Raw genomic sequence first — 24,989 nt, 5'->3', positions numbered from 1 at the left:
CAGGCGACTTATATATGATTAATACTTACCTAGTTTATTAAATTAATCATTGTAGAAAAAGTCTTCTTATGAAAAAGGCGTTTTTAATCGCAGTGTTGCTTATGTAGACTGTAGCATTGTTTTGCCAAAGTGTGCCTTCGCTTATCCCATACCGTAAAGGCGATAAGTGGGGCTTCTGCACACCGGATAAAAAAATTGTAGTTGCTTGCAAATACCAATTTGCCTATGCTTTCGAAAACGGACATGCACTGGTTTGCAGCTATGATAAATGGGGTATGGTGGATAGTACCGGAATGGAAGTTGTCAAATGTCTCTATGATAAGCCTTTTCATTTTCAGGAAGATAGGGCTGCCGTTCTTCTCCAAGGGCAATGGAGTATCATTAGTTTACAAAATAAATTGATTGCTTCACCGCAGTACGATTATGTGTCACCTTTTGAGAAGGGCATAGCAGTCGTTCAGTTTGGAGAATTATTTGCATTAATTGACAGGCATGGTAGAACAATCACGAATCGTGCCTATTGGTTGATTAATACTGTCTCGGAAGGTATGTTTTGTGTAAGCGCATATCATAAATACGGCTTTCTGGATAGCTTAGGGAAAATAGTGATTGAATGTAAATATGATTCCGCCGAGTCGTTTTCAGAAGGGCTGGCAAAAGTAAAAGTTGGAAGTAAATACGGTTACATAGATCACAGCGGACATGTCGTTATTCCCTTCATATATGATCAGGCCGGAAGCTTTTCGGAAGGCATTGCCAATGTCAGGCTAGATAACAAATGGTATTATATTAACTCTAAGGGACACCCTGTTGGAAAAAATCACTACGATCTTGCCGATAGTTTTTGCGGTGGGTTTGCTACAGTAAAAATTGGAGACAGCGCAATGTGTATTAATAGAAGAGGAGAAGTGATTTTTAGAGAGGGGCCGGTTAAAGTTAGTCCGCTGTATAATGGAATGGCTATTTTTGTAAACGATCAAACCAAATCGGGAATTATTGACACTGCAGGAAAAACGATAATTCCTTTTACATACCATAAAATACAAGGACTGTCCGAAGGGCTTCTGGATGCTGCAGTCAAAGATAAGTTTGGATATATTGATTTAACTAACAAATTGATTATACCTTATAAGTATTCTGATGTTTTTAGTTTTAATAGAGGTCTGGCGCTTGTGAAAATTAACGATGACACCTTTGGCTATATAGATCGCAAGGGGAATCAATATTGGGAAGACTAACGCAGTTTGAATCTTACCAAATACTTACTTTTTCAAATTCTTTCTTCCCGTCCTGTTAAAGGCAGCGTGCTCACTTTTAAACTGCTCATTTTGTTTTACAGCAGCCTTTGTGAGCAAGTCAGAGCCGAACTTGTTTTTTACGTCATCAATGGCCTTGTAAAGCCCGGATTTCTTTTGTACATCTGTAAAAAGACTTGTTTGCATTGCCTCATCTGTAAGTTCGCTGAGCCGAACGCCAATAAGCCTTACAGATTGTCCTTTACGATAAGATTTATGAAACAATTCTTTGGCCGAACGTATCAATTCGTCGTCATAAAAAGTGTAGGGGATAGTGGCTTGTTTAGTCGTTGTTTCAAAATCGGCGTATCTTATTTTCACTGCAATGCATCCCGCTGTTTTATCATCTTGCCTTAATTCATAAGCCACCTTTTCGGCCATTCGCACCAATTCCACCAGCAGGAAATCCACATCGGTTTTATTCTCTTCAAAGGTATTTTCGGTGGAAATGGATTTCGCTTCATGGTAAGGTTGCACGATCCGGGTATGAATACCATTGGCCCTTTCCCAAAGATCGCCACCGTATTTCCCAAGAATCATTTCCATCTCCTCTCTTTTACGAAGGCGTATGTCTTTGATCGTTTCTATATTGTAGGTAACAAGTTTTTTATAAGTCTCTTCCCCAACGCCCGGAATTTTGTTTACACGTAGCGGATCAAGGAATGCAAGCTCTTCACCCGGCCTTACCCAAATAAAACCATTTGGCTTCGCCACGTCTGTAGCAATTTTTGCAATTAATTTATTGCTTGCCAGTGCAAAAGAAATAGGCAAATGTGTTTCATCTATGATGCGTTGGCGAAGCTTTTGCGTCCATTCGAAAGGAACAAAATACTTATCCATTCCCATGAGATCGAGATAAAATTCATCAATCGAAGCCTTCTCAAACACAGGTGCTTCTTCTGCTATAATATTGGTTACCCATCGTGAATAGCGACTGTATTCGCCGCGGGAGCTATTGGTAATAATGGCATGCGGGCAAAGCTGCATCGCCTTTTTCATTGGCATGGCACTATGGATGCCAAACTTCCGTGCCTCGTAGCTGCAAGCGGCCACAACACCTCTTTCGCTGTGCCCGCCCACCAGCACAGGTTTTCCCTTAAGCGATGGATTGTTTATAACCTCTACGCTTACGAAAAATGAATCCAAATCGAAATGTGCTATGTAACGCTGAGACAAGGCGAATGATTGAATGACTGAATTATTGAATAATTGATTAAACGAACCGAATGAATCGCCGAAATACTCAATTATTCAATGATTCTATAATTCAATTATTCGCCCCTAAGTTACACAATTTTCGGGCTTAGGATTTTTTAGTTTTTTGCTACAATTTTTATCAAAAACTAATATATTAGTTTATTTAACTGCTTGTATTTGAGTGTTAATGAGAGATAAAATTGTTCTGAAATTGGTCTTTCACATATGGCTAAAATTCATATTTTTATAGATGCAATTAGAATGGCTAAAAGCGGGATTAGGTCCGCTTCAAAGTTTAATAACCTTTTTACAGAAAAAATCCGACACAAACGACGTTCATAAAAGGCAGGTGATTCGTGAATTGCAGAATAACCTGAACGTTTTTAAAAACGGCTTTAAGAACAATGTGGCATACGATGTGTTGATCGATATGCTGTCTAACGATGCCATTAAGCAGGCGATAACCGCCAATTTCAATTTTAAGAAACTGCATCAGGGAAAAATTGAAGCACAGAATATTTATGAGGAACGCAACAAGCGCTATATCGGCTGGACGGCGGAGAAACTGCTCGAAAAAATTGATGAAAAAATAGAAGAGTTGAAAAACCTTAAAAGGATGAACAACAACTCTTTGACACAGGTAAAAAATAACGTTTCTCTAATGGTGAGCAATTTGTATTACCGTATGAAGCTACTGGCTGATTTTATTAAAGCAGGCCATTAGGTTTAACTAAAAAGTAAAAAATAAAAAGTAAAAACGCTGTAGTGTGGTATTGAAGCGATTTTTACAAGACACTGAAAAGAACATTTTGCCCTTAAACAAACCCTCGTAAGTTTATGGAAGAAGCACATGCACAGGCTTTGAAAAAAACAATTTTCGCTTTGCAACCTCTTGCCGAAAATGAATGGGAAAGTTTTCTGGAAGGCTGGCAAACGGTTTCGTACAAACGAAAAACTATTTTGACTGCTACCGGCGAAACGGAGAAGTATTTGTATTTCGTAGTAGATGGTGTACAGCGCGGCTTTTACGCGAATGGAGAAAAAGAAGTGACCATTGTTTTTTCATATCCGTATTCATTTTCCGGCATCATCGATTCTTTTCTATTACAACAACCTTCGAAATATTTTTTAGAAACACTGACGACAAGCACCCTGTTGCGAGCGCCTTACGGACACATTGAAAAACAAATGGAAACTTGCTTGGGCATTGAGCGATATGTAAGAAAATCGTTGTCGTTCATTGTGTCCGGCATATTGGAAAGACAAATAGAATTGAGCTGTTTTTCTGCTGAAGAAAAATTCCGCACCTTACTAAAACGCAGCCCACACATTTTACAGATCGTTCCACACAAATACCTGGCTTCCTACCTTGGCCTCGACCCAACAACATTCAGCAAGCTCATGGCAACCGTACGAATATAACAATTCCAGAAAATCAGCGTAAATCAGTCTAATCTGTGTCATCTGCGTGCCAACTCCCTCTTTCCGTCTCTGATATCAATAATCTTGGCGCAGACCAAGATTTTATAAAAACCGGCTTTATAGCTTTGTTTAAAATTTACAACAATGCCATCTTACTCTTCTAAATCTCTATTACAACAATTGAAAACAGACGTTATCGACGTTCTGGAAGCAGTGCAGAAGAACTATGCACATTTACCGGAAAATATGTTACTCATGCAGCCTGCAGCAGGTAAATGGAGCATTGCTCAAGCGTTAGAACATATGAATACCTACGGCAGATATTATTTGCTGGCGATTGAAAAAACGATTGATAAAGCTGCTTTGCTCAACAATAAGAATACTGCTTCATTTGTGCCGGGCTGGCTGGGCGACTATTTTACAAAAATGATGTTGAAGCCTGCGAAAATGAAAACACCGGCCAAACATATTCCTCCCGCGAAGTTAAATGCAAAAGAAGTGGTGGAGGAGTTTATGGAACAACAGCGCTATTTGCTTTTGCTATTATCCAAAGCTGAGAATATTGATCTGGGCAAATGGAGAATTGCAATTACGCTCACAAAACTCATTAAACTTAAGCTTGGCGATACTTTTCGCTTCTTAATTGCCCATGAGCAAAGACACATGATTCAGATAAAAAATGCTGCGATAGCTTTGGGAGAAAATATTACATATACAATTCCAGCAATCCATCCGGCAATATAACATGCACTTTTTTGTTCTTGCGGTCTATTTTTTCGAGTGTATCTGTATGAATAGGAATAAGCGCTTCGTTGCCGTTTAGATCTATCTTGGCAAGCACCTGGTGCGGTTGCTCGATCACTTCAAGGATTTCTCCAAGATCTTTTCCTTCGTCAATCAGGTGATAGCCGAGTAACGAAACCGGCGCAGATTTGCCGGCATATTTCTGAAAGTCTTCTTCCGGAAGCCAAAGTTGTTTTTGTGTGAGTTTTTGTGCGACTTCCTTTGTGTCAACGCCTTCGAGTTTAATGTACACTTCACTGTCGTTTTTCATTCGAGCTTCCTGGATGAAGTAGGGAAGGAATTCATCCTTCTTAACCTCTACAAACAGAACTTCCAGCCCTTTTAGCGCCGTTTTTTTGCCAAGATGATGCTGGAGAACCAATTCTCCTTTCACGCCAAAGGTGGCAACGAATTTACCGAGAGTGTTATAGTTTGTCATTAATTGAAAGTTGAAAATGCGACGAGAACGCAGATTTTCAAGATTGTCATGATTTATGATGATTTAGAAAAAATCTTGGCAAATCATAAAAATCATGACGATCTGCGTTCCATTTGCCTTTTGTAAAGAAAAAAATCCCGATGATAAATCACCGGGATTTTAATTTTTTTCGCAAAAAATTGATTTATCCTTCAGCACCCGCATCGCCTTCAGCTTTGCGTTCAACTCTCTTTACGATTGGTTGTTGTGGTCTTTTGGAAAATCTTGCTTTTCTGTGCTCTTCCTGGCGACGTTTAATTTGAACTTCGTGTTCTTTATGCCAAGCTTCGAATTTAATCATAGCTGTAGCATCGTCGAACAAGCCTAATTTAACTCCGCGCAGTAAATGCTTCAGGTACAATACGCCTTTGAAAGACAGGATTCTGCGAACAGTGTCAGTTGGTTGAGCACCTTTGTGCAACCAGTCAAGCGCTTTTTGGCGATCGAGCTGTACTGTAGCAGGAACTGTTTGTGGATTGTAAGTACCGATTTTTTGGATGAATTTACCATCTCTTGGTGCACGTGCATCGGCTACCACTACAAAGTAGAATGGTCTTTTTTTTGAGCCGTGACGTTGAAGTCTCATTTTTACTGGCATCTTAAATAGAAATTTAAATGCTTGAACAAATAGGGTTTACTCTTTTCAAGGATTGCAAAAATACCAATCCTTTTCGTTTTAGCAAATTTAATAAATGCTAAGAATTTTCTAAATAGTTGTTTGCTTTTGGTTGATAGTTGTTAGCATTGATTATCAACCAGTCAACTGTACTCTGCAATTTTCCGTTGTTACAAATCTAACAACTAATAACCATTAACTATCAACTTATCTCTTACCAAACCCGCCCATGCGGCCCATTGGCATTTTATTCATCATCTTCATCATGCTCTTCATTTGTTCGAATTGCTTCATGAAGGCATTTACATCTACAAGTTCCTTGCCACTTCCTTTAGCGATCCTTGTACGACGACTAGGATTTATGGAATCCGGGTTTGCTCTTTCGTAAGGAGTCATTGAATTGATCATTGCTTCAATGCCTTTGAACGCATCATCGCTGATCTCTATATCCTTAATGGCTTTTCCCACGCCAGGAATCATACCCATCAAGTCTTTCAAATTACCCATTTTTTTGATCTGGTCCAATTGCTGTTTGAAGTCCTCAAAATCAAACTGATTTTTACGGATCTTTTTTTCCAATTTCTTAGCTTGTGCCTCGTCGTACTGAGCTTGCGCTTTTTCCACAAGGGTAGTGATATCACCCATGCCAAGGATACGCTGTGCCATCCTCTCAGGATAAAACACATCCAGCGTGTCCATTTTTTCACCACTGCTGATGAATTTGATGGGCTTATCAACCGTGTACTTAATGGAAAGAGCGGCACCACCACGAGTATCACCATCGAGTTTTGTAAGAACAACGCCACTGAAGTTCAATCTGTCATTGAACGCTTTTGCAGTGTTTACAGCGTCCTGACCGGTCATTGAATCCACTACGAAAAGGATCTCCTGAGGATTCACAGCATTTTTTACATTCGCCACTTCGGTCATCATCACCTCGTCAACGGCTAAACGGCCGGCAGTATCTATGATCAGAACGTTCTTGTTTCTTGTTCTGGCTTCTTTTACAGCGTTTTGTGCAATGGCAACAGCGTCTTTGTTTTCAGGCTCGCTGTACACATCCACACCTATCTGGCCACCAAGTACTTTCAACTGATCGATCGCCGCAGGTCTGTAGATATCCGCTGCAACGAGCATAGGAGAAAAGCCTTTTTTGCTTTTCAGGTAATTAGCGAGTTTACCGCTGAAGGTTGTTTTACCCGAACCTTGCAAACCGGCGATCAAAATGATGGCAGGGTTGCCCTTTGCGTTGAGTTCCACTTCGTTACCGCCCATTAATTGGGTCAGTTCATCCTTCACGATTTTCGTCATCAACTGGCCGGGACTGATGGCCGTAATAACCTTTTCGCCGACTGCAGCATCTTTTATTTTATCGGTAAATTCTTTGGCAATTTTATAGTTAACGTCAGCGTCGATCAACGCACGACGAATTTCCTTTACAGTAGACGCAATATTAAGTTCCGTAATTCTGCCTTCACCTTTCAAACTCTTAAAGGCCGAATCAAGCCGTTCGCTTAATGACTCAAACATATTTTCTCAATTTTCTAAAATGAAAAGGTGAATGTAACGATACATTCACCTTAATAAGTTTGCAAATATAAATGTTAATTGAGAATGGAAAATTGAAAGTTGAAAGTTGAAAATGGTTTTTGGGTCATTTCCCTTCTTCTCAATCAATTAGGTATAAAAAAGTACGAGAGCCTGGTTGAGGCTCAATAAAGTAAATTTTTTCTATAGAATATCGTCTTTACGGTTAAACGCCCAGGTAGCTACGTAAAACCTTTGATCTGGAATTTGATTTCAATTTAGTGATCGCTTTGTCCTTTATCTGGCGAACGCGTTCGCGTGTTAAGCAGAATTTTTCGCCGATATCTTCAAGGCTCATCGGATGATCTACACCAATTCCAAAGAAAAAGCAGATAACTTCTTTCTGACGCTCAGTAAGCGCTTTTAGGGATCGATCGATTTCTTGTTTTAAAGATTCGTCGTGCTCAATGCGTTTTTCGGTTCTTTCGGCGTTGGGGTTTTCAAGAACATCAATCAGTGTATTGTCTTCGCCTTCAGAAAGGGGAGTATCCATGCTTACATGGCGGGCAGAAACGCCGAGCGTTGATGAAACCTCATCAATATCGAGTTCCAGCATTTCAGCCAGTTCTTCAGGGGATGGTTCACGTTCATATTCCTGTTCAAGCTGCGAAAATGCTTTTTGAATACGATTCGTCAAGCCAACCTTGTTGAGTGGTAAACGAACGATTCGTGATTGTTCTGCAAGAGCTTGTAAAATACTTTGGCGGATCCACCAAACGGCGTAAGAGATGAATTTAAAGCCGCGAGTTTCATCGAAACGTTGGGCTGCTTTTATGAGGCCGAGGTTGCCTTCGTTAATCAGGTCGGGAAGTGATAAGCCTTGGTTCTGGTACTGTTTTGCAACGGATACAACAAAACGGAGGTTTGCTTTGGTAAGTCTGTCGAGTGCCCTTTGATCGCCTTCTTTAATCAGGCGGGCCAAACGGACCTCTTCTTCGGGACTGATCAATTCTACCTTTCCAATCTCCTGGAGATATTTCTCCAGACTTTGTGATTCACGATTGGTGATAGATTTCGTGATTTTGAGTTGTCGCATGCTCATAGGTGAGGTTTTTTATCTAAAGCTGTTTTGGTTATGAATGGTATATTTTAAAAAAATTATGGTTAAGTTTTTGCTACTCACAAAGTGTCTTTCTCCACTCCTCCCTATGCATTAGCAATTTAACAAATATTATAACACGACCAAAAAAATCTATTTTGGATAGTATTTTCCCGAAAAATTAGAAAAAACACGTTGTATAATCATATGAAAACTAATTTCTAGTAAAATTTATTGTGCAAATCTCTTTTCTACATTAATTATTTTTCTATTATTGCGCATTGGTAATTTTTTGAATTGAATAAGGTAGATGAGCAAAAAACAAATTTTTACACTCGAGTATCCCGTTAGGTGTTCACCATCGATACTCTTTGAATTCCTGAGCACGGCCTCCGGGTTGCAGGAATGGTTCGCAGACAAAGTGGATGAAAGAGATAATATTTTTAGCTTTTCATGGAACGGTTCTGTTGAAAAAGCAGATGTTGTGGAAAGCGAGGAAGAGAGTTTCATTCGTTTTCATTGGCAGCATGCGCCGGCTGAAGAGTACTTTGAATTTCGCATTGAAAAATCTGAAGTAAGCAATCAAACAATTTTGGTTGTGAAGGATTTTGCTGACAAAAAAGACATTAAGGATCAAAGCCAATTATGGAGCTACCAGGTTAAGGACCTATTGCACCGTATTGGAAGTTAATTGATAAAGTAAAAAGCGGTAAAGCCTCAAAGCTTTACTACTTTTTATAAAAGCGTAAGCATTTCAATTGAAGAATTTTCCAATTGTTTCTCCGCAATAGACCATTCTTTAAGAGGGAATTTTACAGCAAGTTTTATAAAATTACTTTTCTCCAAAACATCTGACAAAGCAGTTTTGCTGTAGCCATTCAGCAAAGAATAGTTGCTGCCATCGATATTGTGGTCCCATTCGCTTCCTCCTGTAGACAAATAAAATTGCTTTGCCGCTAAGTATTCAAATTGTTCAAGAATACTTGCCGCGACTTTGTGCCTATGCAGGCCGCGCACATGTAGTGTAGTGCTGAAATAGTTTCCCCACCAGAAAAAATTTCTTACAGCAACAATTTCTTCCTTCGTAAAAAAACGCGGATAGTCCAACATTACATAAGGCAGATCTTCGTACTTTTCGCCTTTGGAAATTTTAGGGTTGTTGGTTGAGCAATTTTCCGGAAGTGAGTGCTGACGCTCGTTTACATGATCATGCAACAGTTCTGCAACATTTCCAAACATCGTGTAGACTTTCCCAATTATGGCATTCTTTGTTAAAATCCACCCGCTATTTTGAACTAACTGCAATTCGTCTTCTGAAAGCATTATTTTTGTTACGACCATAGCATAAAGATATTCACGAATTTATTTACGGCCCGTGATAAAAAAATTAGACAAACTAATCGTTAAAGCCTTCGTAGGACCATTTATTGCCACTCTTTTCATTACATCATTCGTGTTGGTGCTGCAGTTTTTCTGGCTGTACATTGATGATATTGTTGGTAAGGGTATTGATCTTTTCACTATTCTTAAATTCGTGATGTATGTGGCTGCTACAGTGGTTCCACTGGCATTACCGCTGGCTGTGTTGTTGTCTTCCATTATGACCTTTGGTAATCTTGGCGAAACCTTTGAGTTGGTGGCCATAAAATCTGCCGGCATTCCACTACTAAGATTTATGCGTCCCCTTTTTGTTACCACGCTTTTTATTTGCGGCGTCGCGTTCATGTTCAACAACTACATTATTCCTGTTTGTAATCTTCGTTTCAACAGGTTGAAATATGATATAATCAACAAGAAACCAGCATTTGATTTAAAGGAAGGGTCATTCTACACCAGCATTCCGGGTTATGCGATCAAAGTGGGTAAGAAGGAAAAAGATGACTCCACGGTAACAAATGTTGTCATCTACGAAAAGGATTATAATCTGCAGGACAATTTTATTGTTGCCGATAAAGGTGTGATCACATTGTCGCCTGACAAACGGTCCCTGATATTCAAATTTAAAAATGGATGGCGGTACCAGGAACGGGGAAGCCGCGGTGGTGGAACAGAATACATAAGGCTTGGTTTTAAGGAGTTTCAGAAATCATTTGACATGAGCTCGTTTTTATTTAACTCTACGAGCGACAGTGCTTTTAAGAACAATTGGCAAATGTTGAGTGTGCGACAGCTTTCGATATCTATTGACTCCGTTGGTAAAATGATTGATCATCAGAAAAAAGTGACGGCTATGAATTACTTGCCTCTTGCCAAGTACGTTGATTCTGGTTGGGCGAAAGTTGATTCGGTAAAAAAAGTAAAATCTATCAAAGACATTATTCCGGACAGCGCCTGGGCGTCAACCAATGAAAGATTGGTTTCGCAGGCGACGGGCATTAAATCCACGATTGAAAGTATTCTTCCTGCGTATGACGATAGACGAAAGGAACTGCGCTACTATAAAATTGGCTGGCATCAGAAGTTTTCAATGTCACTCGCCTGTCTTGTTTTGTTTTTTATCGGAGCGCCACTTGGTTCCATCATAAGAAAAGGAGGGATTGGAATGCCACTGGTTTTTGCGGTGATATTCTTCGTGGTATTTTTCCTTTTGAACAATTTCGGGCAAAAGTTTGTAAAGGAAGACGTGCTTACGCCGTTTGTAGGAATGTGGATGGCCACATTTGTGCTCGTGCCGGTAGGGGCATTTTTAACTTACAAAGCAATGAGGGATTCCCAGTTGTTCAACAAGGAGTTTTATCATCGTATTTTTAAGCAGATAGGCCCTTTTCTTCAAAAAATAAGCCGTAAGAAAAATAGCGCTTAAGGTATTGCAACGAGGTATTAAGGTTAAACTTTCAGCGGCATAATTTTTTCTATAACTGACTGGTTTTAAATAATTAATTTTGACCAAACTTCCCTGTTATGAAACAATCTTCTCGCCGGACGTTCATAAAAGATTCAGCAAAAACTACAGTTATCTTAGGTGTTGGCGCCATGGTAGGCGGTTCTATCATTGAAGGATGCGGGTCAAGCAAGAAAACAGCTGCTGCAATTCCTTCAAAAATCAAAACACCTTTCGATCAACAAGCTTTGCCATATTCATACGCAGCATTGGAGCCATACATTGATGCGATGACGATGGAAATACACTACACAAAACATGCGGCCGGATATACAAAAAATCTAAAAGACGCCGCACAAGCCGAAGGCGTAACAGATACATCTTCTGTTGAAAATGTGCTGGCGAATATTTCCAAATATTCCACCAAAATGCGCAACAATGCAGGCGGCCATTACAACCATGAATTGTTTTGGAAAAGCATGAAATCAAATGGCGGCGGTACTCCTTCGGGAAATTTACTTACTGCTATTGAGACCAAATTCAAATCTTTCGCAGATTTTAAAACTGCGTTTAATGATGCTGCCAAGAGTCGCTTTGGAAGCGGCTGGGCATGGGTTATCGTAAACAACAACAAGGACCTTGAAATAACTTCCACACCAAACCAGGACAACACCCTGATGGACATTTCTGAAAAGAAAGGGATTCCTCTTTTGGGACTTGATGTTTGGGAACATGCTTACTATTTGAAATATCAGAACAAACGCCCCGACTACATTGAAAACTGGTGGAACGTGGTAAACTGGCAATTTGTCCAGGATAGATATAAGACAATAGTAGGGTAGTAAGTTTTAAGTAATAAGTTGTAAGTTTTTAGTATTGGTGAACTGCTGATACGAGAAGGTTATGATTGGAAGACTTAAAGCAACTCTTGCTCAGGCATAAAAGCCAACGATTCAGTATAAACTTATTACTTACAACTTAACACTTAAAACTGGTTTCCCTTGAATTCAGCGCAGGTAAATATTCGCATACAAAAGATAGTTGTTACTGTTGCGATTTTTCTTTTCATAGTTAAGATCATAGCTTATTTCCTCACAAAATCTGTTTCGATATTAACGGATGCTTTGGAAAGCATTGTGAATGTGGTAGCCGGCTGCATTGGCTTGTACAGCTTGTTTGTAGCGGCGAAGCCAAGAGATATCGATCATCCGTACGGACATGGCAAGGCCGAATTTCTATCTGCCGCAGTAGAAGGCACGTTGATAAGCATTGCGGGTGCTTTCGTCATATACAAATCGATTCTTAATTTCATCGAGCCACAAGAGATACACAAAGTTGACTACGGTATTCTGATGATTGTTTTTGCAGGAGTGGTAAACTGGTTTGTGGGAGCCTACGCTATTAAACAGGGCAAGAAAAGTAATTCCGCTGCATTGATTGCAGGGGGAAAACATTTGCAGTCCGATACTTATTCTACGATCGGGATTGTGGTTGGTCTCGTGCTCATCTATTTCACGCACCTTGTGATCATCGATAGTATAGTTGCCGCCATTTTCGGATTGATCATCATTTTCACCGGTTATAAGATCATCCGTTCGTCTATCGCCGGCATTATGGATGAAGCTGACATGGAATTGCTCGGAAAGCTGGTAAAAGTGCTTAACCAAAACCGTCGACCCAACTGGGTTGATCTTCACAATCTTCGTGTAATCAAGTATGGCAGCGTGTTGCATATCGATTGCCACCTTACTGTTCCCTGGTATTTAAATGTGATTGAAGCCCACAAAGAAATCGATGGATTGATAGAACTCATCACAAAGAATTTTGGCGAAAGTGTAGAGTTCTTTGTGCACACAGATGCATGCCTGGATTTCTCCTGCGCCATTTGCATAAAAGAAGACTGCGACGAGCGCCTGCACCCCTTTGAAAAGCGCATTGAATGGACGCTGGAGAATATTATTTCGAATAAGAAACACAGTTTGGATAATTGAAAGTTGAAAGTTGAAAGTTGAAAATGGAAAATGATTGTTTCTGTGAAGTGTCTCTTGCTTTTAGAACCATTTTCAATTTTCAACTTTCAATTATCAATTAAAGATTAACCGTTCTGTCCTTTGGATATTTTACACTATATGTGAAGCGCACTTTTCTCGTTTCATTAGCTGCGAGTTGTAATTGCCAGTTTAGTACGCCAAGATCTTTGTTGATTTCGGCGCCGCCTGCATCAAGCAGTTCCACTTCTATTTCTTTATTAGTGGAAGTTGGGAACTGATCCTTCAGCAATACTTTTGTTGCTTCGTTCTTGTTATTCTTTACCGTGATTTCATAAGTGAATTTTTGCAGTTTGTTAGAACCTAAAAACTTAACGCTGCTGTAATCGATGAGCTTATCGCGTTTGATGGCAATACGCTTGTCTCTTCCAAGCGTTAGGTTTAGTGTGTCTTGCACAGAGTTCGGATCAATAAAGGATTTGCCCACATAGGTGCCTTCGAAAATAATATTCGCGTTACCGGGCAGTAAGTTCAGTTTTTCCCAGCCTTTCACTTGTGCAAGCAGATACGCATCTTTATCAAGCTTAGGCACAGAGTAGTGTTTATAGTTTGCAGGTACTTCCAATGATTGAATGGTTGCTGTTTGTTCCTTTCCGTTGGTGGGAACGTCGAATGGAATGGAGATATCAAATGTTACATCCATCGTATTATCAGCCACTGAAACATAATCTTCGAGGCCAGATTTTAGTGTGATCAGAATCGCTCCGTTAGTTGCCCTCGAACCATATAAGGCCATGGCAGCTTCATCTTTCAATACCTCTATGTTCTTGATGGAAGAGGGATCGATTTTAGCGGCGTCATTTGCATCCATAATATTTCCATTTACTACATAGAGAGGTTTTATATCTTTTTGTATTGTTGCCGAACCTCTAACTCTAATACTACTTGCCGCGCCAACTGCCGATTCTTCCTTCCATCCGGAAATGGAATTCATCGCGCTGGGAGCAGAAAGTTTTTTGTCCATGACTACAACTGGATTTATATAGCCCAAAAACCATTGCGTCAAGATTGGCGCATCGCCCCACTGGTTGGGCATCGAAGTAGACAGCGATAATTTTACCTGTTTCCAGTCAATGCCTGTTGATTGATTGATCTTCGCCTTTTGCACAACTTTAAGCGGCCTGTCTGTGCTTTCTACACGAATGTCGTAGTAAGGCGTCCAGAAAGCATTTTGAGCGATATATGAAATGTTGAAATCAAATTTTCCAGCGGTTGCTACTGAAAGCTGCAATATTAATCTGCCGGAGGTGGCAACGTTTTTATTTTGTTCTTCTCTTAATTGTGATTGAAGTTTGCTGATTAACTCTTGCTCCTTTTCTTTCCTGGCGTTTTGCTGTAACAAATCATCCTGTAGTTCATTAAGTTTGGCTTTGTAGTAATCCATTAGCTTCATCAACTCTGCAACGCTCAGGCCGGTTTGTGCTCCTTTAATGTCGCGATTTGCATTTAACACGTCAATGAGTTTACCCGTATTGCTTATGGCAAGATCAATTCTTGAAATTTTATTTCGCACAGTTTCAATTGAATCCTCCAGCATTTTTATGCGTGGTGTTTTTTCTGTGGAAACAAGATAGTTGTTGGAAAACTCAACACCCATAATGGTTACAGCTGCAGGAGCTTTTACCTGTATACTGTTGATGTCGATCTTGTTGCTAATATTGTCAATAATCAATTCGTTATTACCGGGCTTAAGCGTGGCACTTGCAATGTGATTCATTTCTGCACCGGAACGGTAAATCGTAACTGTTTTCAGCGTCGCGGTAACAGTTACTTTGTCTTCTGCTTTGGCGGTAAATGCAAAAGCAACGAGCATCCATCCTAGCATCTTCTTTTTCATAAATACCAATTTTGTATGCAGAGGATGCGTGGGAGAGGAGGATTACATAAAACAATTAAGAATTAATAATTAAGAATTAAGGAGTGCTCTAGTGCCAATATTCGTTTCGAATTTGAAGTATATGATCTTGAGGAATTTTTGAAGAAAGTATAATTAGTCTTTTGGCTTTTTGCTCGAATGTCTTACCGCAATAACAATGACTTTAAAGGTTTCAATTTCGTAGATAATTAAATATGGAAAGCGCTTAATTTTAAATCTTCTGAAACTCTCATTAATTGAGGAATAATGGAAGGGACTTTCACAGATTTTTTCAAATCCTGCTTCTATTTCGTCTAAAAGTTCAAATCCTAATCCTCTTTTTTGTTCTTCATACCATTCAAAGGCATCTTGTATGTCAATTACAGCTTCAGCCTGCAATTCCAGGGTGTAACTCATCTAAACTATTTTTTACCAATAATTTTATCCTTTGCTTCTTTCCAGCTATAAAGCTTACTTTGGCCACTTATTCTGTCGGCTCTTCTTTTTTCAAATTCATTAATCTCTTGGTCGGTAAAAGAATACTCAAAATCGTCGTCCTCATAATATTCTTTTGCAATAGCATACATAAGCTTTAAAAGCTTTTCGTCGCTGTTGTCAATATATTGATGAAGTTTTTGGCGAATATTTACTACTTGCATAACACACCTTTGGACAAATTTAAAGTTTTATATCGTCAATAGAAAACTAAGAATTAAGAATGGTTAAATGGCAAATATTTGAATTGCACGTGCATACTGATGATGCTTTTAACCGCAAAGATTGCAATGCGGCATTACTTTGAAAGGAGGGCCACCGCAGAAACGCAAAGGAAGCAAAGCGGAGTTTCATCTTTGCTTCCTTTGCGCCAGCTTTGCGGTTGAAAAATCCGCATAAATCCATCTAATCTGCGTCATCTGCGTGCCATTCTTTTTTTTCCGCGTAAACCCCTAATTTCGTTTACTTTTCACCTAAATTAAACTGATTGTTATGCAAATCTGGAAAGATTATCAGGAAAAAAATAAGGACAAGTTTTTAAATGAATTGCTTGAGTTATTGCGCATTCCAAGTGTGAGCGCAAGAAGCGAGCATAAAAAAGATATGCAGGCTTGTGCTGAAGCACTGAAAACACGCTTGCAGGAAGCTGGTGCAGATAAAGTTGAAATTTATCCAACAGCGGGCCATCCGGTAGTATATGGTGAAAAAATTATTGATCCTTCCAAGCCAACTGTACTGGTGTATGGTCACTATGATGTACAACCTGCAGATCCGCTGAACCTATGGCACAGCGGCCCATTCGAACCGGTAATCAAAGACGGAAAAATATATGCCCGTGGCGCATGTGATGATAAAGGCCAGGTGTACATGCACGTGAAAGCTTTTGAAACCATGAGCAAAACGAATACGCTTGCAACCAATATTAAATTTTTAATTGAAGGGGAAGAAGAAGTTGGAAGCCCTAACCTTGCAACATTTGTAAAAGAAAATAAAGCACTTTTAAAGTCTGATGTGATTTTAATCAGCGACACTGCATTGATCAGTTTGGATACACCTTCTATGGATGTTGGTGTACGTGGCCTGAGCTACATTGAAGTGGAGGTTACCGGTCCTAACCGTGACTTGCACAGTGGTGTGTACGGTGGTGCAGTTGCCAACCCGATTACTATTCTTGCAAAAATGATTGCTTCATTGCATGATGAAAACAATCACATTACCATTCCGGGTTTTTATGATGATGTGGTAGAAGCGTCTGCAGCAGAAAGAAAGCTAATGGCGGAAGCTCCGTTCAGCGAAGAAGAATACAAAAAAGATTTAGGTGTAAATGAACTGTGGGGAGAAAAGGGATTTACCACCAATGAGCGCACAGGTATTCGTCCTACGCTTGAGTTGAATGGCATTTGGGGCGGCTACATAGGCGAAGGTGCAAAAACTGTATTGCCATCAAAAGCATATGCGAAGATCAGTTGCCGTTTGGTGCCAAATCAAACATCTGATAAGATCACTGAAATTTTGATCAACCATCTTAAAAAAATTGCTCCGCCGTATATTCAGATCAAAGCTGAATTGCATCACGGCGGTGAGCCTTATATGACGCCGATTGACAGCAACGGATATAAAGCTGCCGCGAAAGCAATTGAAACAACTTTTGGTAAACAACCAATTCCTGTGCGTGGTGGCGGAAGTATTCCTATCTGTGCATTGTTTGAAAAAGAACTGGGCGTTAAGATTATTTTCATGGGCTTTGGACTGGACAGCGACAATTTGCACAGCCCTAATGAAAAATATGATCTGGCAAACTATTACAAAGGCATTGAAACCATTCCGTATTTCCATAAGTACTTTGCGGAACAGTAAATAGTTGTTTGTTGATAGTTGTTGGTTGTCAGACTTTCTGTGCGGCATTGGTTTTATTTCATTTGTTTCACATAAAGCCTGACAACTAACAACCAGCAACTATAAACTTGAATAGAATGAGCGATAAAGAAAAACTTCGTCTTGATAAATACCTCTGGGCAATCCGTTTGTTTAAAACAAGGAGCATTGCTGCCGACGCGCTTGAGAAAGGCCGTGTGAAAATGCACGGTGAGTCTGTAAAAGCTTCACGCGCAGTTAATGTGGGAGATGAGTATGAGGTAAAGACCGAGGTAAAAAAATGGGTAATAAAAGTAACAGGCTTACTCGCTAATCGCGTGCAATATGCAGAAGCGATAAAATACTACGAGGATCTTACCCCGCCGGAAGAAATGGAAAGAGTTCGCTTCCAGGCAGCATCGTTCCACACTGGAAAGCGCCTTAGCAAGGTAGGACGTCCCACCAAAAAACAACGCCGCGACATTGAGGGTTTCATCGATGAGGGGGAAGAATAATTTGAAAATTTGAAAATGATTTGAGGCGTCTTCAAGTGAATTAATCAGGCCCGCTCCTTGGTATGTTTCTATACCTCGCCTGCTTATGACTTGTAATCAAACGAGTCGTGAATGGCCCTTGCGATTTGTCTCGCAAACCCAATTGTATCCACATACTTTCAATCAGCAGATTTCAGATTCCTGATATTATTTAAAAAAATAAGCGTAAAAATACGCTGCTGTTTTCGCGTTTTTACCATAAATTGGGTATATTAATTAATTCATTTTCAATTGGAAATCGAATTGTTCACTTTTTAGGCAATTTATTTTAACAATTGAAAAATTATATTATTTTTGAGATCGACTTCTGGATTAACTCTCACATCATAAATAGTAGAATCGTACATTCATTATCCCCATCGGAAAACTAGCTGTGCTAATACCTTTATTATTCTTAGAGAAGCCAATTTCGTTTTATTCTCCAATATACCGCATGTGTTTCCTTGCATTTAACCTGTTACGACAATTGTAACTCAGCAGGGACACGCGATTACCATTTATTTTAATAATGTATTTCGTATGAAACGAATTGTACTTCTTACCACAACTGCAGTTTTACTGCTGATAGGAAAACTTTCTGCACAAAATGTGTTCGACCAAAACGATGTAGTCAATACCTATAATTCGGCGGCGCCCTCAGGTAGTGTTACCAATCCTGTTCTTCCCCCGAATGGAACAATGGCAAAATGGATCAGAACTACTGCAGCTTATAATGGCACACAAGTAACCTGGGATAGCAGACCCTACAAACCATACATATGGAATGGAATGGCCTTCCGTCTTATTTATCCAAAATCATATCAGCAGAATGTGGTAGATGGTAAAACATATCCCATTGTGTGTTTCTGGCATGGTGGTGGTGAAATTGGGCCAATAACCAACAACGAAATACAATTATTCAACGGCGGTAACTATTTCGCAACGCAAATAGCAAATAGCGGGTACGACGGATTTATGCTTTTCCCGCAGGAAACCCAGATTGGCTGGGAAACTTCCTACTTCAGTCGTGTAAACAGCGTATTAGATACTTTGGTAAAGTACTGTAAAGTTGATCCAGATCGTGTTATATCAATGGGACTGTCTTCCGGTGGTTACGGAACAATAAGTTATGCAGATGAAAACCCGATGAGAGTTGCGAAGATGATTGCTTCGTCTCCCGCTTCTGTAGGTTCTATTACTCCACATATTCCTTCATACCTGCAAATACCGTTATGGATGGCTTCCGGTGGTCTGGACGTCAACCCTACTCCTCTTGCAGCCTATCAGTTTGATACGAGTTTTGCCGGGCAGGGAGGCAACATACTCTACGATTTCTTTCCTAACGACGCTCACAATACGTGGGATGACCAATGGGCAAAACCTTATTTCCTTACGCAATTAAGTACGGCGCATAAAGCCAATCCACTTGTTTATTATCAAAAAAATCTGCTTTGCCCTGACTCTGTGATTAATGTGCGTATGGGATTGACTGCAGGTTTTTATGCTTACCAGTGGGAGTATAATGGAACAATAATTCAAGATTCTACCCGCTCAGAACTTTACGCAAAACAATACGGTACGTACCGTGCAAGGTTTCAACGCACTTCCACATCAGCTTGGTCGGCATGGTCTCCTACTCCTGTCATTATATCAATGAAACCGAGATATAATGCGCCGGCAATCGCCATTCAAGGAGTCCACACTAATGTGTTGCCAGGTGCCGATAGCAGCTACACAGTTCCTTTGATGGAACCTGCGAGTTATGGTGTTAATTTAAATTATCAATCTTACAGATGGGTACGAGCTTCTGATAATTCCATTGTAAGTTCTTCGCAGGTGTTTACAACTGGTATTGGTCAGTTTAAAGCTGCCGTTATGGACACATCGGCTTGTTATTCATCATTCACACCAGTATACACAGTTGTAAATGCAAATGGTTTTCCTAAACCGGACAGACCCAAAAATCTTAATGCTACTCCTCAAGGCGGAGCTGCCATTTTACTTGACTGGACAAATAGTGCAACCGTTGTAAATGCGCCAACCGGTTATGAAATTTACAGAGGTACTAAATCTGGCGGCCCTTACACATATGCAGCTACCGTGCCTGGCAACACATTTTCATACACAGATAATGGTTTGCTGGCTAATACCTATTACTACATTGTAAGATCAGTAAGCGGTGTGGCGGCAGGTACCGTTAGTAATGAAGCTTCCGCTACAGCTGTGAGAGACTCGATTGCTCCGACTGCCCCTACAAATTTAACGGTGGGATGGACAACACGTCAAACTGTTGATCTTTCGTGGGGTGCATCTACTGACAACGTGGGCGTGTACAAGTATGACGTGTATATAAACGGTGTGAAATCGTATACTACTGATTCACTGTCTACAACCATATACAATCTTACAGGCCTCACCACCTATACGTTTACTGTAAAAGCGAGAGATAAAGCCGGCAACTCATCTCAGCCAAGTAACCAGGCAATTGGATCCACAGTATTAAATGGATTGAAGTGGAGATTCTACCAGGGTTACTATTACAGTTTGCCAAACTTTGATACGGCAAAAATTATACTTACAGGGGTGTCTCCAAATGTGAATATTGGTGTTCGTCCGGCAGGGGTAGATGACCAGTTTGGTTTCGTTTGGGAGGGTTATATTAAAATACCAGGGTCTGGTATATATACTTTTGGATTGAACTCTGATGATGGAAGTGCCATGTATGTAAATTCGTTCTACAACTTTAATACACCCGCAACTGTAAATAACGATGGGGCACATGGTGCCGGCTCAGTAATTACCGGAACCTATAACTTCCCCGCAGCAGGAGTATATCCGATAGCTGTTTCCTATTTTGAGCAAGGAGGTGCCGAATCAATTGCTCTAACATGGCAAGGCAGTGGAACGGGGGGAAATGTAACTATTCCAAACAGTGCGTTTACTGACAATGTTAGCCTTGGTTCGACACCTACGGCGCCAAGTGCTTTGAATGCAACCGCGGTTTCTTACAAACGAATAAATTTAGGCTGGACAGACAACAGTTCGACTGAAACCGGCTTTGAAATTGTAAGAAGCACAGCTGCTGCCGGTCCGTTCAATCCATTGGCTACAACTGCTGCAGGTATAAACAGTTTCGTTGATACATTCGCATTGAGTCCTTCAACTGCTTACTATTACAAAGTAAGAGCAGTAAATGCCAATGGTGCTTCTGCATTTACTTCAGTGGCGAATAATTCTACGCAAGCTTTACCGGGTGCACCTTCTGCGCCAAGCGGATTAAATATGGTTGTTAATTCCAACAAACAAATCTCGCTTAACTGGGTAGATAATGCCGGTAACGAAACTGGTATGGAAGTATGGAGATCATCTAACGATGCATCTAACTACAGAGTAATTGCAACTTTGAATCCAAATACGATTAATTATGTAGATGCAACTGTATCGCCAAACGAAACGTATCTCTACAAAGTAAGAGCGATTATAGCAGGAAATGCGTCAGGTTACTCAAACCAGGTAACAGGAAGAACGTTTGACACTAAACCTTCTATCATTACAATCTCAGATTTCACGATGAGGTACGGAACGCAGTTTGTGTTGCCAGTCAAAGCAACTGACCCGGATAATGATGATATCTCATTTACCTATTTGAAACTGCCTGCATTTGCAACGGCAGCAACCACTTCAAATGGTAATGCTACAATTACTTTCTCACCAAATGTAATAGCACAAGGTGCTTACACTATAGGTGTTGTGGCAAATGACAACAATGGTAGGACCGATACAGCGAGGTTTAACCTTGTTGTAAACACAAACTATCCGCCGGCAGCCACACCGGTTAGCAACGTTACAATTGATGAAGGATCAACAACCAACATCAACTTGTCTGCTACAGACCAGGAAGGAAGCAATAATATAACATGGACATTTACTAATCTTCCATCATTTGCAACGTACACAAGAACAGGAAATGGTACCGGTACCATCGCTGTGGCGCCTGGTTATGCAGCGGCAGGTGTGTACAATATATCAGCAACAGCTAATGATGGTGTTGGTGGAAAAACACCGGTGTCCTTTACGATTACAGTAAACGATAAATCACCAAATACCAAATGGTATGTGAAGATTAATTACAACCACCCTGCATCAGCACCATGGAACAATATCGGCGGCGTGGCAAATAATCTGCTAAATGCTACGGGTCAGACAACTCCGGTAGGTGTTGCGATTTCTGCGCCTAACAACATTTCACTGTATTCATATGGTACATCAACAGGCAATAATAGTGGTGTTTATCCTGATGCTGTATTGCAAGACTGTTTCTACTTGTCAAGCGCCACTGATATTGGAAACATTCGGATCTCGAACCTGAATCCGGCATTGACTTACAATTTCAGATTGTTGTCTGCAACAGTCAACGGTTCTGAAAATGCATCTTCAAGAACAGTATTCAAAATAGGCAGCAAAGCAGATTCTGTGCTAGATAAGAACAATACAACAATGACTGCATATCTCGGTGGCATTACGCCGGATGGGCAAGGAAATGTAAATATCCAGTGGTACAAAGGAGCGGCTGCAGGAACACAAAATGCATACATCAATGCGTTTGAAATAGAACAGATTTATAACGATGGAACTGCGCCTGTAAAAGCACAAGGCATTGCCTCTACATTTATTCCAGGTACCGGTGCTAAAGTGACATGGAAAGATATCGCTTATAACGAAACAAGCTATAATGTATATCGCTCATCAAACAGCGCGGGACCTTACACTCAATTGAATCCTGGTGCAACAAATCCGAATGATACAAGCTATATAGATGCTACTGCTACAGCTAGCGCAACATACTATTATTATGTTGTAGCATCGAATAGCGTTGGTAATTCTCCGTCATCAGATACAACTACGCTGGTAACAGGAAATAATCCACCGATCATTGGAGCAATTACCAACCTGTATGTTAAGGCGGGTAGTTCAGCTTCTGTAAACTTTACAGCAAGCGATGATCCGAGTGATTTGTCAACGTTGAGCGCAACAAGCCCAGACTTACCAACTTCATTCGTTGCATTAACGGGCGGCCCTACAAACTACACTATTACAGCCAATCCGGGCATTGACAATGTAGGATTCTACACTGTAACTATCAATGTAGTAGATAATAAAGGCTTGGTTTCGAAAAAGACCTTTAATATTCTTGTAAGCGATAACACTGTAAAAACTGCGCTTGTGAAATTTGGCGGCGATGGCTTCACCTTGCCAAAACCATGGAACAATTTATCAAGCGGATTCCCACTGGTAGGAACGCAAACGGCAGCAATGACAGATGACGGTGGTGCAGCTGTGAGTTGGGGTGTACAACTGGTAACTCAGTTCGATGGCTATTGGGCGGCAGGCCCTGGTTTTGCCGGAGGTTTTAAAACAGGTAATGATGCGGGCGTGGTGCCGGACACAGTAATGTGCAGCGGCATCTACTCTAATCAAACAAGTGGTACGCCTCGTACATTAAAACTGACGGGATTGGATCCGACTAAGAGGTATTCTGTAGGATTTGTTTCTGCTGTAAACCAAGGAAACGATTTCACTGCAGTTGTAAGCTCGGGTTCAAAAAGCGCGACATTCAATGGAGCTTATAATGCTAACACACTGGCAAGATTGAATGGCCTTACACCCGCAGCAGACGGTAGCGTTTCTATCAATATACAGAAAACAGCTAGCAGTAATTCTGCAAATATCAGTGCAATGATCATTCAGGAATATGCTGCCGGAGTAAATCTCAGCCCAACTAACCTGATAGTTGAGCCAATAGACACAAACAAGATCAAGCTTACATTTAGCGATCGTGCAGACGGTGAGACAGGTGTTGAAGTATACAGAGCAACGTCTTTCGGTGGCGCATATACGCTGATAACTACATTGGCAGCAAACAACACGGGTACTTATACAGATGCAACCGTTTCTCCTAATACAAGGTATTACTATAAAGTACGATCGAAGATGAGTACCAGTGTTTTCTCTGCGTACAGCAACATTGCAAGTACGATAACCTTCAACAATGTGATTTATGTGAATATGAAAGACGCTGGTCCTGGTGGTTATCCATGGAACAACACTGGTAAAGTACCTGCTACAGGAGATGCATTTGCATTAAAAGATGCAAAAGGTAATGTAACAGGGTCTACAATGACCATCGTAAATAACTTTACTGGTGGTTCCGGTAATATTGGATCAAGTACAGGAAATAACAGTGGTGTGTTCCCGGATAGCGTACTGTTATCCAATTATATTGTTGGAGCTGGTACAACTGCAACTGTTAAATTCAGTAACCTTGATCAAAGCAAGCGCTATCGCGTAGGATTCGCCGGAAGTAATAATAACTGGGCGCCATCTTATAACACTACTTATTCAATTGGCAATCGCACTGTTTATTTGAGCGGTTTGTACAATACAACAAAAGCAGTGTACATTGATGGTGTAATACCAAACGTAAACGGAGAAATTACGGCTAATATTTCTACCACATCAGACGCATCTAGTGGTATGCTGAATGCGATTGTACTGCAGGCATACACTTATGTTGCCGGTGGTACTGCAACTGATATTCCTGTGGCCAGCCAGGCGATAAGAATTAACACCGGAACTGCAGCAGATAGCGCAGCAAGAAGAGATTCAGTCGTACGAACTCCTGCAGAGCTGAAGGCTTATCCAAATCCATTCAGTGACTATGTGAATCTTATGGTTCAATCTGCAAATACAATTGACAAACTTGCTATAGAGATCTATGATAGTAACGGAAAAATAATGTTTGCAAAAGTGTTTAGCAGTGTACCTTCAGGAACGAATACCATCAGAATATCAACCGCAGAAGCAAATCTGCAGCAAGGCATATACTTCATGCGTGTTCATAGTAATGATGGTTCAACGAATAGTATGATCAAGTTGATCAAAATAATTAAGTAGCCTTAACTTACC

General features: G+C 40.4%; 20 protein-coding genes. 11 read left to right on the top strand and 9 right to left on the bottom strand.

The annotated features are described in order from the left end of the window. The first annotated feature begins 131 nt into the window (after positions 1-131). Positions 132-1,238: a WG repeat-containing protein gene (locus tag QJ048_RS00455; RefSeq protein ID WP_282332336.1), complete on the top strand. Its 1,107-nt coding sequence runs from the start codon at positions 132-134 to the stop codon at positions 1,236-1,238. 24 nt (positions 1,239-1,262) lie between these two features. Here the strand turns inward: QJ048_RS00455 and dinB are convergent, their stop codons facing one another. After that, the gene (dinB, locus tag QJ048_RS00450) at positions 1,263-2,471 is read right to left on the bottom strand and encodes a DNA polymerase IV (protein WP_282332335.1); all 1,209 of its coding nucleotides are present in this window, start codon (positions 2,469-2,471) and stop codon (positions 1,263-1,265) included. Positions 2,472-2,742: 271 nt separating this feature from the next. Between dinB and QJ048_RS00445 the strand changes: the two genes are divergently transcribed. The 3 genes from QJ048_RS00445 to QJ048_RS00435 all read left to right on the top strand — a co-directional run bounded on the left by QJ048_RS00445 (position 2,743) and on the right by QJ048_RS00435 (position 4,658). Beyond that, positions 2,743-3,216, top strand: coding sequence for a hypothetical protein (locus QJ048_RS00445; protein ID WP_282332334.1), 474 nt, complete (start codon positions 2,743-2,745; stop codon positions 3,214-3,216). A gap of 113 nt (positions 3,217-3,329) precedes the next feature. Further along, the gene (locus QJ048_RS00440; protein WP_282332333.1) at positions 3,330-3,914 is read left to right on the top strand and encodes a Crp/Fnr family transcriptional regulator; all 585 of its coding nucleotides are present in this window, start codon (positions 3,330-3,332) and stop codon (positions 3,912-3,914) included. A gap of 144 nt (positions 3,915-4,058) precedes the next feature. Then, on the top strand, positions 4,059-4,658 hold the full coding sequence (locus QJ048_RS00435; protein WP_282332332.1) for a DinB family protein: 600 nt from the start codon (positions 4,059-4,061) through the stop codon (positions 4,656-4,658). On the opposite strand, the gene rimM is transcribed toward QJ048_RS00435, so the two are convergent. From rimM to QJ048_RS00415, 4 genes are all read right to left on the bottom strand, one after another. Next, the gene (rimM, locus tag QJ048_RS00430) at positions 4,621-5,136 is read right to left on the bottom strand and encodes a ribosome maturation factor RimM (RefSeq protein WP_282332331.1); all 516 of its coding nucleotides are present in this window, start codon (positions 5,134-5,136) and stop codon (positions 4,621-4,623) included. The genes QJ048_RS00435 and rimM overlap by 38 nt on opposite strands. A gap of 184 nt (positions 5,137-5,320) precedes the next feature. Further along, positions 5,321-5,773, bottom strand: coding sequence for a 30S ribosomal protein S16 (gene rpsP / locus QJ048_RS00425; RefSeq protein WP_217794080.1), 453 nt, complete (start codon positions 5,771-5,773; stop codon positions 5,321-5,323). 225 nt (positions 5,774-5,998) lie between these two features. Beyond that, positions 5,999-7,321, bottom strand: a complete 1,323-nt coding sequence (ffh, locus tag QJ048_RS00420) for a signal recognition particle protein (RefSeq protein ID WP_282332330.1) — start codon at positions 7,319-7,321, stop codon at positions 5,999-6,001. Between the two features lie 223 nt (positions 7,322-7,544). Further along, positions 7,545-8,420, bottom strand: coding sequence for a sigma-70 family RNA polymerase sigma factor (locus QJ048_RS00415; RefSeq protein ID WP_217794082.1), 876 nt, complete (start codon positions 8,418-8,420; stop codon positions 7,545-7,547). 307 nt (positions 8,421-8,727) lie between these two features. Here QJ048_RS00415 and QJ048_RS00410 point away from each other — a divergent pair, with 307 nt between their 5' ends. Further along, positions 8,728-9,108: an START-like domain-containing protein gene (locus QJ048_RS00410; protein ID WP_217794083.1), complete on the top strand. Its 381-nt coding sequence runs from the start codon at positions 8,728-8,730 to the stop codon at positions 9,106-9,108. A 44-nt stretch (positions 9,109-9,152) separates the two neighbouring features. On the opposite strand, the gene QJ048_RS00405 is transcribed toward QJ048_RS00410, so the two are convergent. Next, positions 9,153-9,758 carry a hypothetical protein gene (locus QJ048_RS00405; RefSeq protein ID WP_282332329.1) on the bottom strand — a complete coding sequence of 202 codons (606 nt, stop codon included), beginning with the start codon at positions 9,756-9,758 and terminating at the stop codon, positions 9,153-9,155. A gap of 34 nt (positions 9,759-9,792) precedes the next feature. On the opposite strand from QJ048_RS00405, the gene QJ048_RS00400 reads away from it, so the two are divergent. The 3 genes from QJ048_RS00400 to QJ048_RS00390 all read left to right on the top strand — a co-directional run bounded on the left by QJ048_RS00400 (position 9,793) and on the right by QJ048_RS00390 (position 13,229). Next, positions 9,793-11,220 (top strand): LptF/LptG family permease, encoded by a 1,428-nt coding sequence (locus QJ048_RS00400; protein WP_282332328.1) that lies wholly within the window; start codon positions 9,793-9,795, stop codon positions 11,218-11,220. Positions 11,221-11,318: 98 nt separating this feature from the next. Then, the gene (locus tag QJ048_RS00395; RefSeq protein WP_282332327.1) at positions 11,319-12,080 is read left to right on the top strand and encodes a superoxide dismutase; all 762 of its coding nucleotides are present in this window, start codon (positions 11,319-11,321) and stop codon (positions 12,078-12,080) included. 159 nt (positions 12,081-12,239) lie between these two features. Then, a complete protein-coding gene (locus QJ048_RS00390; RefSeq protein WP_282332326.1) occupies positions 12,240-13,229 on the top strand; it encodes a cation diffusion facilitator family transporter in 990 nt (329 codons plus the stop codon). A gap of 97 nt (positions 13,230-13,326) precedes the next feature. Here the strand turns inward: QJ048_RS00390 and QJ048_RS00385 are convergent, their stop codons facing one another. From QJ048_RS00385 to QJ048_RS00375, 3 genes are all read right to left on the bottom strand, one after another. Further along, the gene (locus QJ048_RS00385; protein WP_282332325.1) at positions 13,327-15,123 is read right to left on the bottom strand and encodes a mucoidy inhibitor MuiA family protein; all 1,797 of its coding nucleotides are present in this window, start codon (positions 15,121-15,123) and stop codon (positions 13,327-13,329) included. Between the two features lie 153 nt (positions 15,124-15,276). Then, positions 15,277-15,558: a type II toxin-antitoxin system RelE/ParE family toxin gene (locus QJ048_RS00380; RefSeq protein ID WP_282332324.1), complete on the bottom strand. Its 282-nt coding sequence runs from the start codon at positions 15,556-15,558 to the stop codon at positions 15,277-15,279. 5 nt (positions 15,559-15,563) lie between these two features. Next, complete coding sequence (locus QJ048_RS00375) at positions 15,564-15,800, bottom strand: hypothetical protein (protein WP_282332323.1); 237 nt, start codon at positions 15,798-15,800, stop codon at positions 15,564-15,566. Between the two features lie 328 nt (positions 15,801-16,128). Here QJ048_RS00375 and QJ048_RS00370 point away from each other — a divergent pair, with 328 nt between their 5' ends. The 3 genes from QJ048_RS00370 (at position 16,129) to QJ048_RS00360 (ending at position 24,977) form a co-directional block, all read left to right on the top strand. Beyond that, complete coding sequence (locus QJ048_RS00370) at positions 16,129-17,493, top strand: dipeptidase (protein WP_282332322.1); 1,365 nt, start codon at positions 16,129-16,131, stop codon at positions 17,491-17,493. A gap of 116 nt (positions 17,494-17,609) precedes the next feature. Further along, positions 17,610-18,005 (top strand): RNA-binding S4 domain-containing protein, encoded by a 396-nt coding sequence (locus tag QJ048_RS00365; protein ID WP_282332321.1) that lies wholly within the window; start codon positions 17,610-17,612, stop codon positions 18,003-18,005. Between the two features lie 558 nt (positions 18,006-18,563). Next, positions 18,564-24,977 carry a fibronectin type III domain-containing protein gene (locus QJ048_RS00360; RefSeq protein WP_282332320.1) on the top strand — a complete coding sequence of 2,138 codons (6,414 nt, stop codon included), beginning with the start codon at positions 18,564-18,566 and terminating at the stop codon, positions 24,975-24,977. Positions 24,978-24,989: the final 12 nt, after the last annotated feature.

Source organism: Pinibacter soli, from assembly GCF_029961145.1.
GTDB lineage: Bacteria > Bacteroidota > Bacteroidia > Chitinophagales > Chitinophagaceae > Pinibacter > Pinibacter soli.
This window is presented reverse-complemented; position numbering and strand designations above follow the sequence as displayed.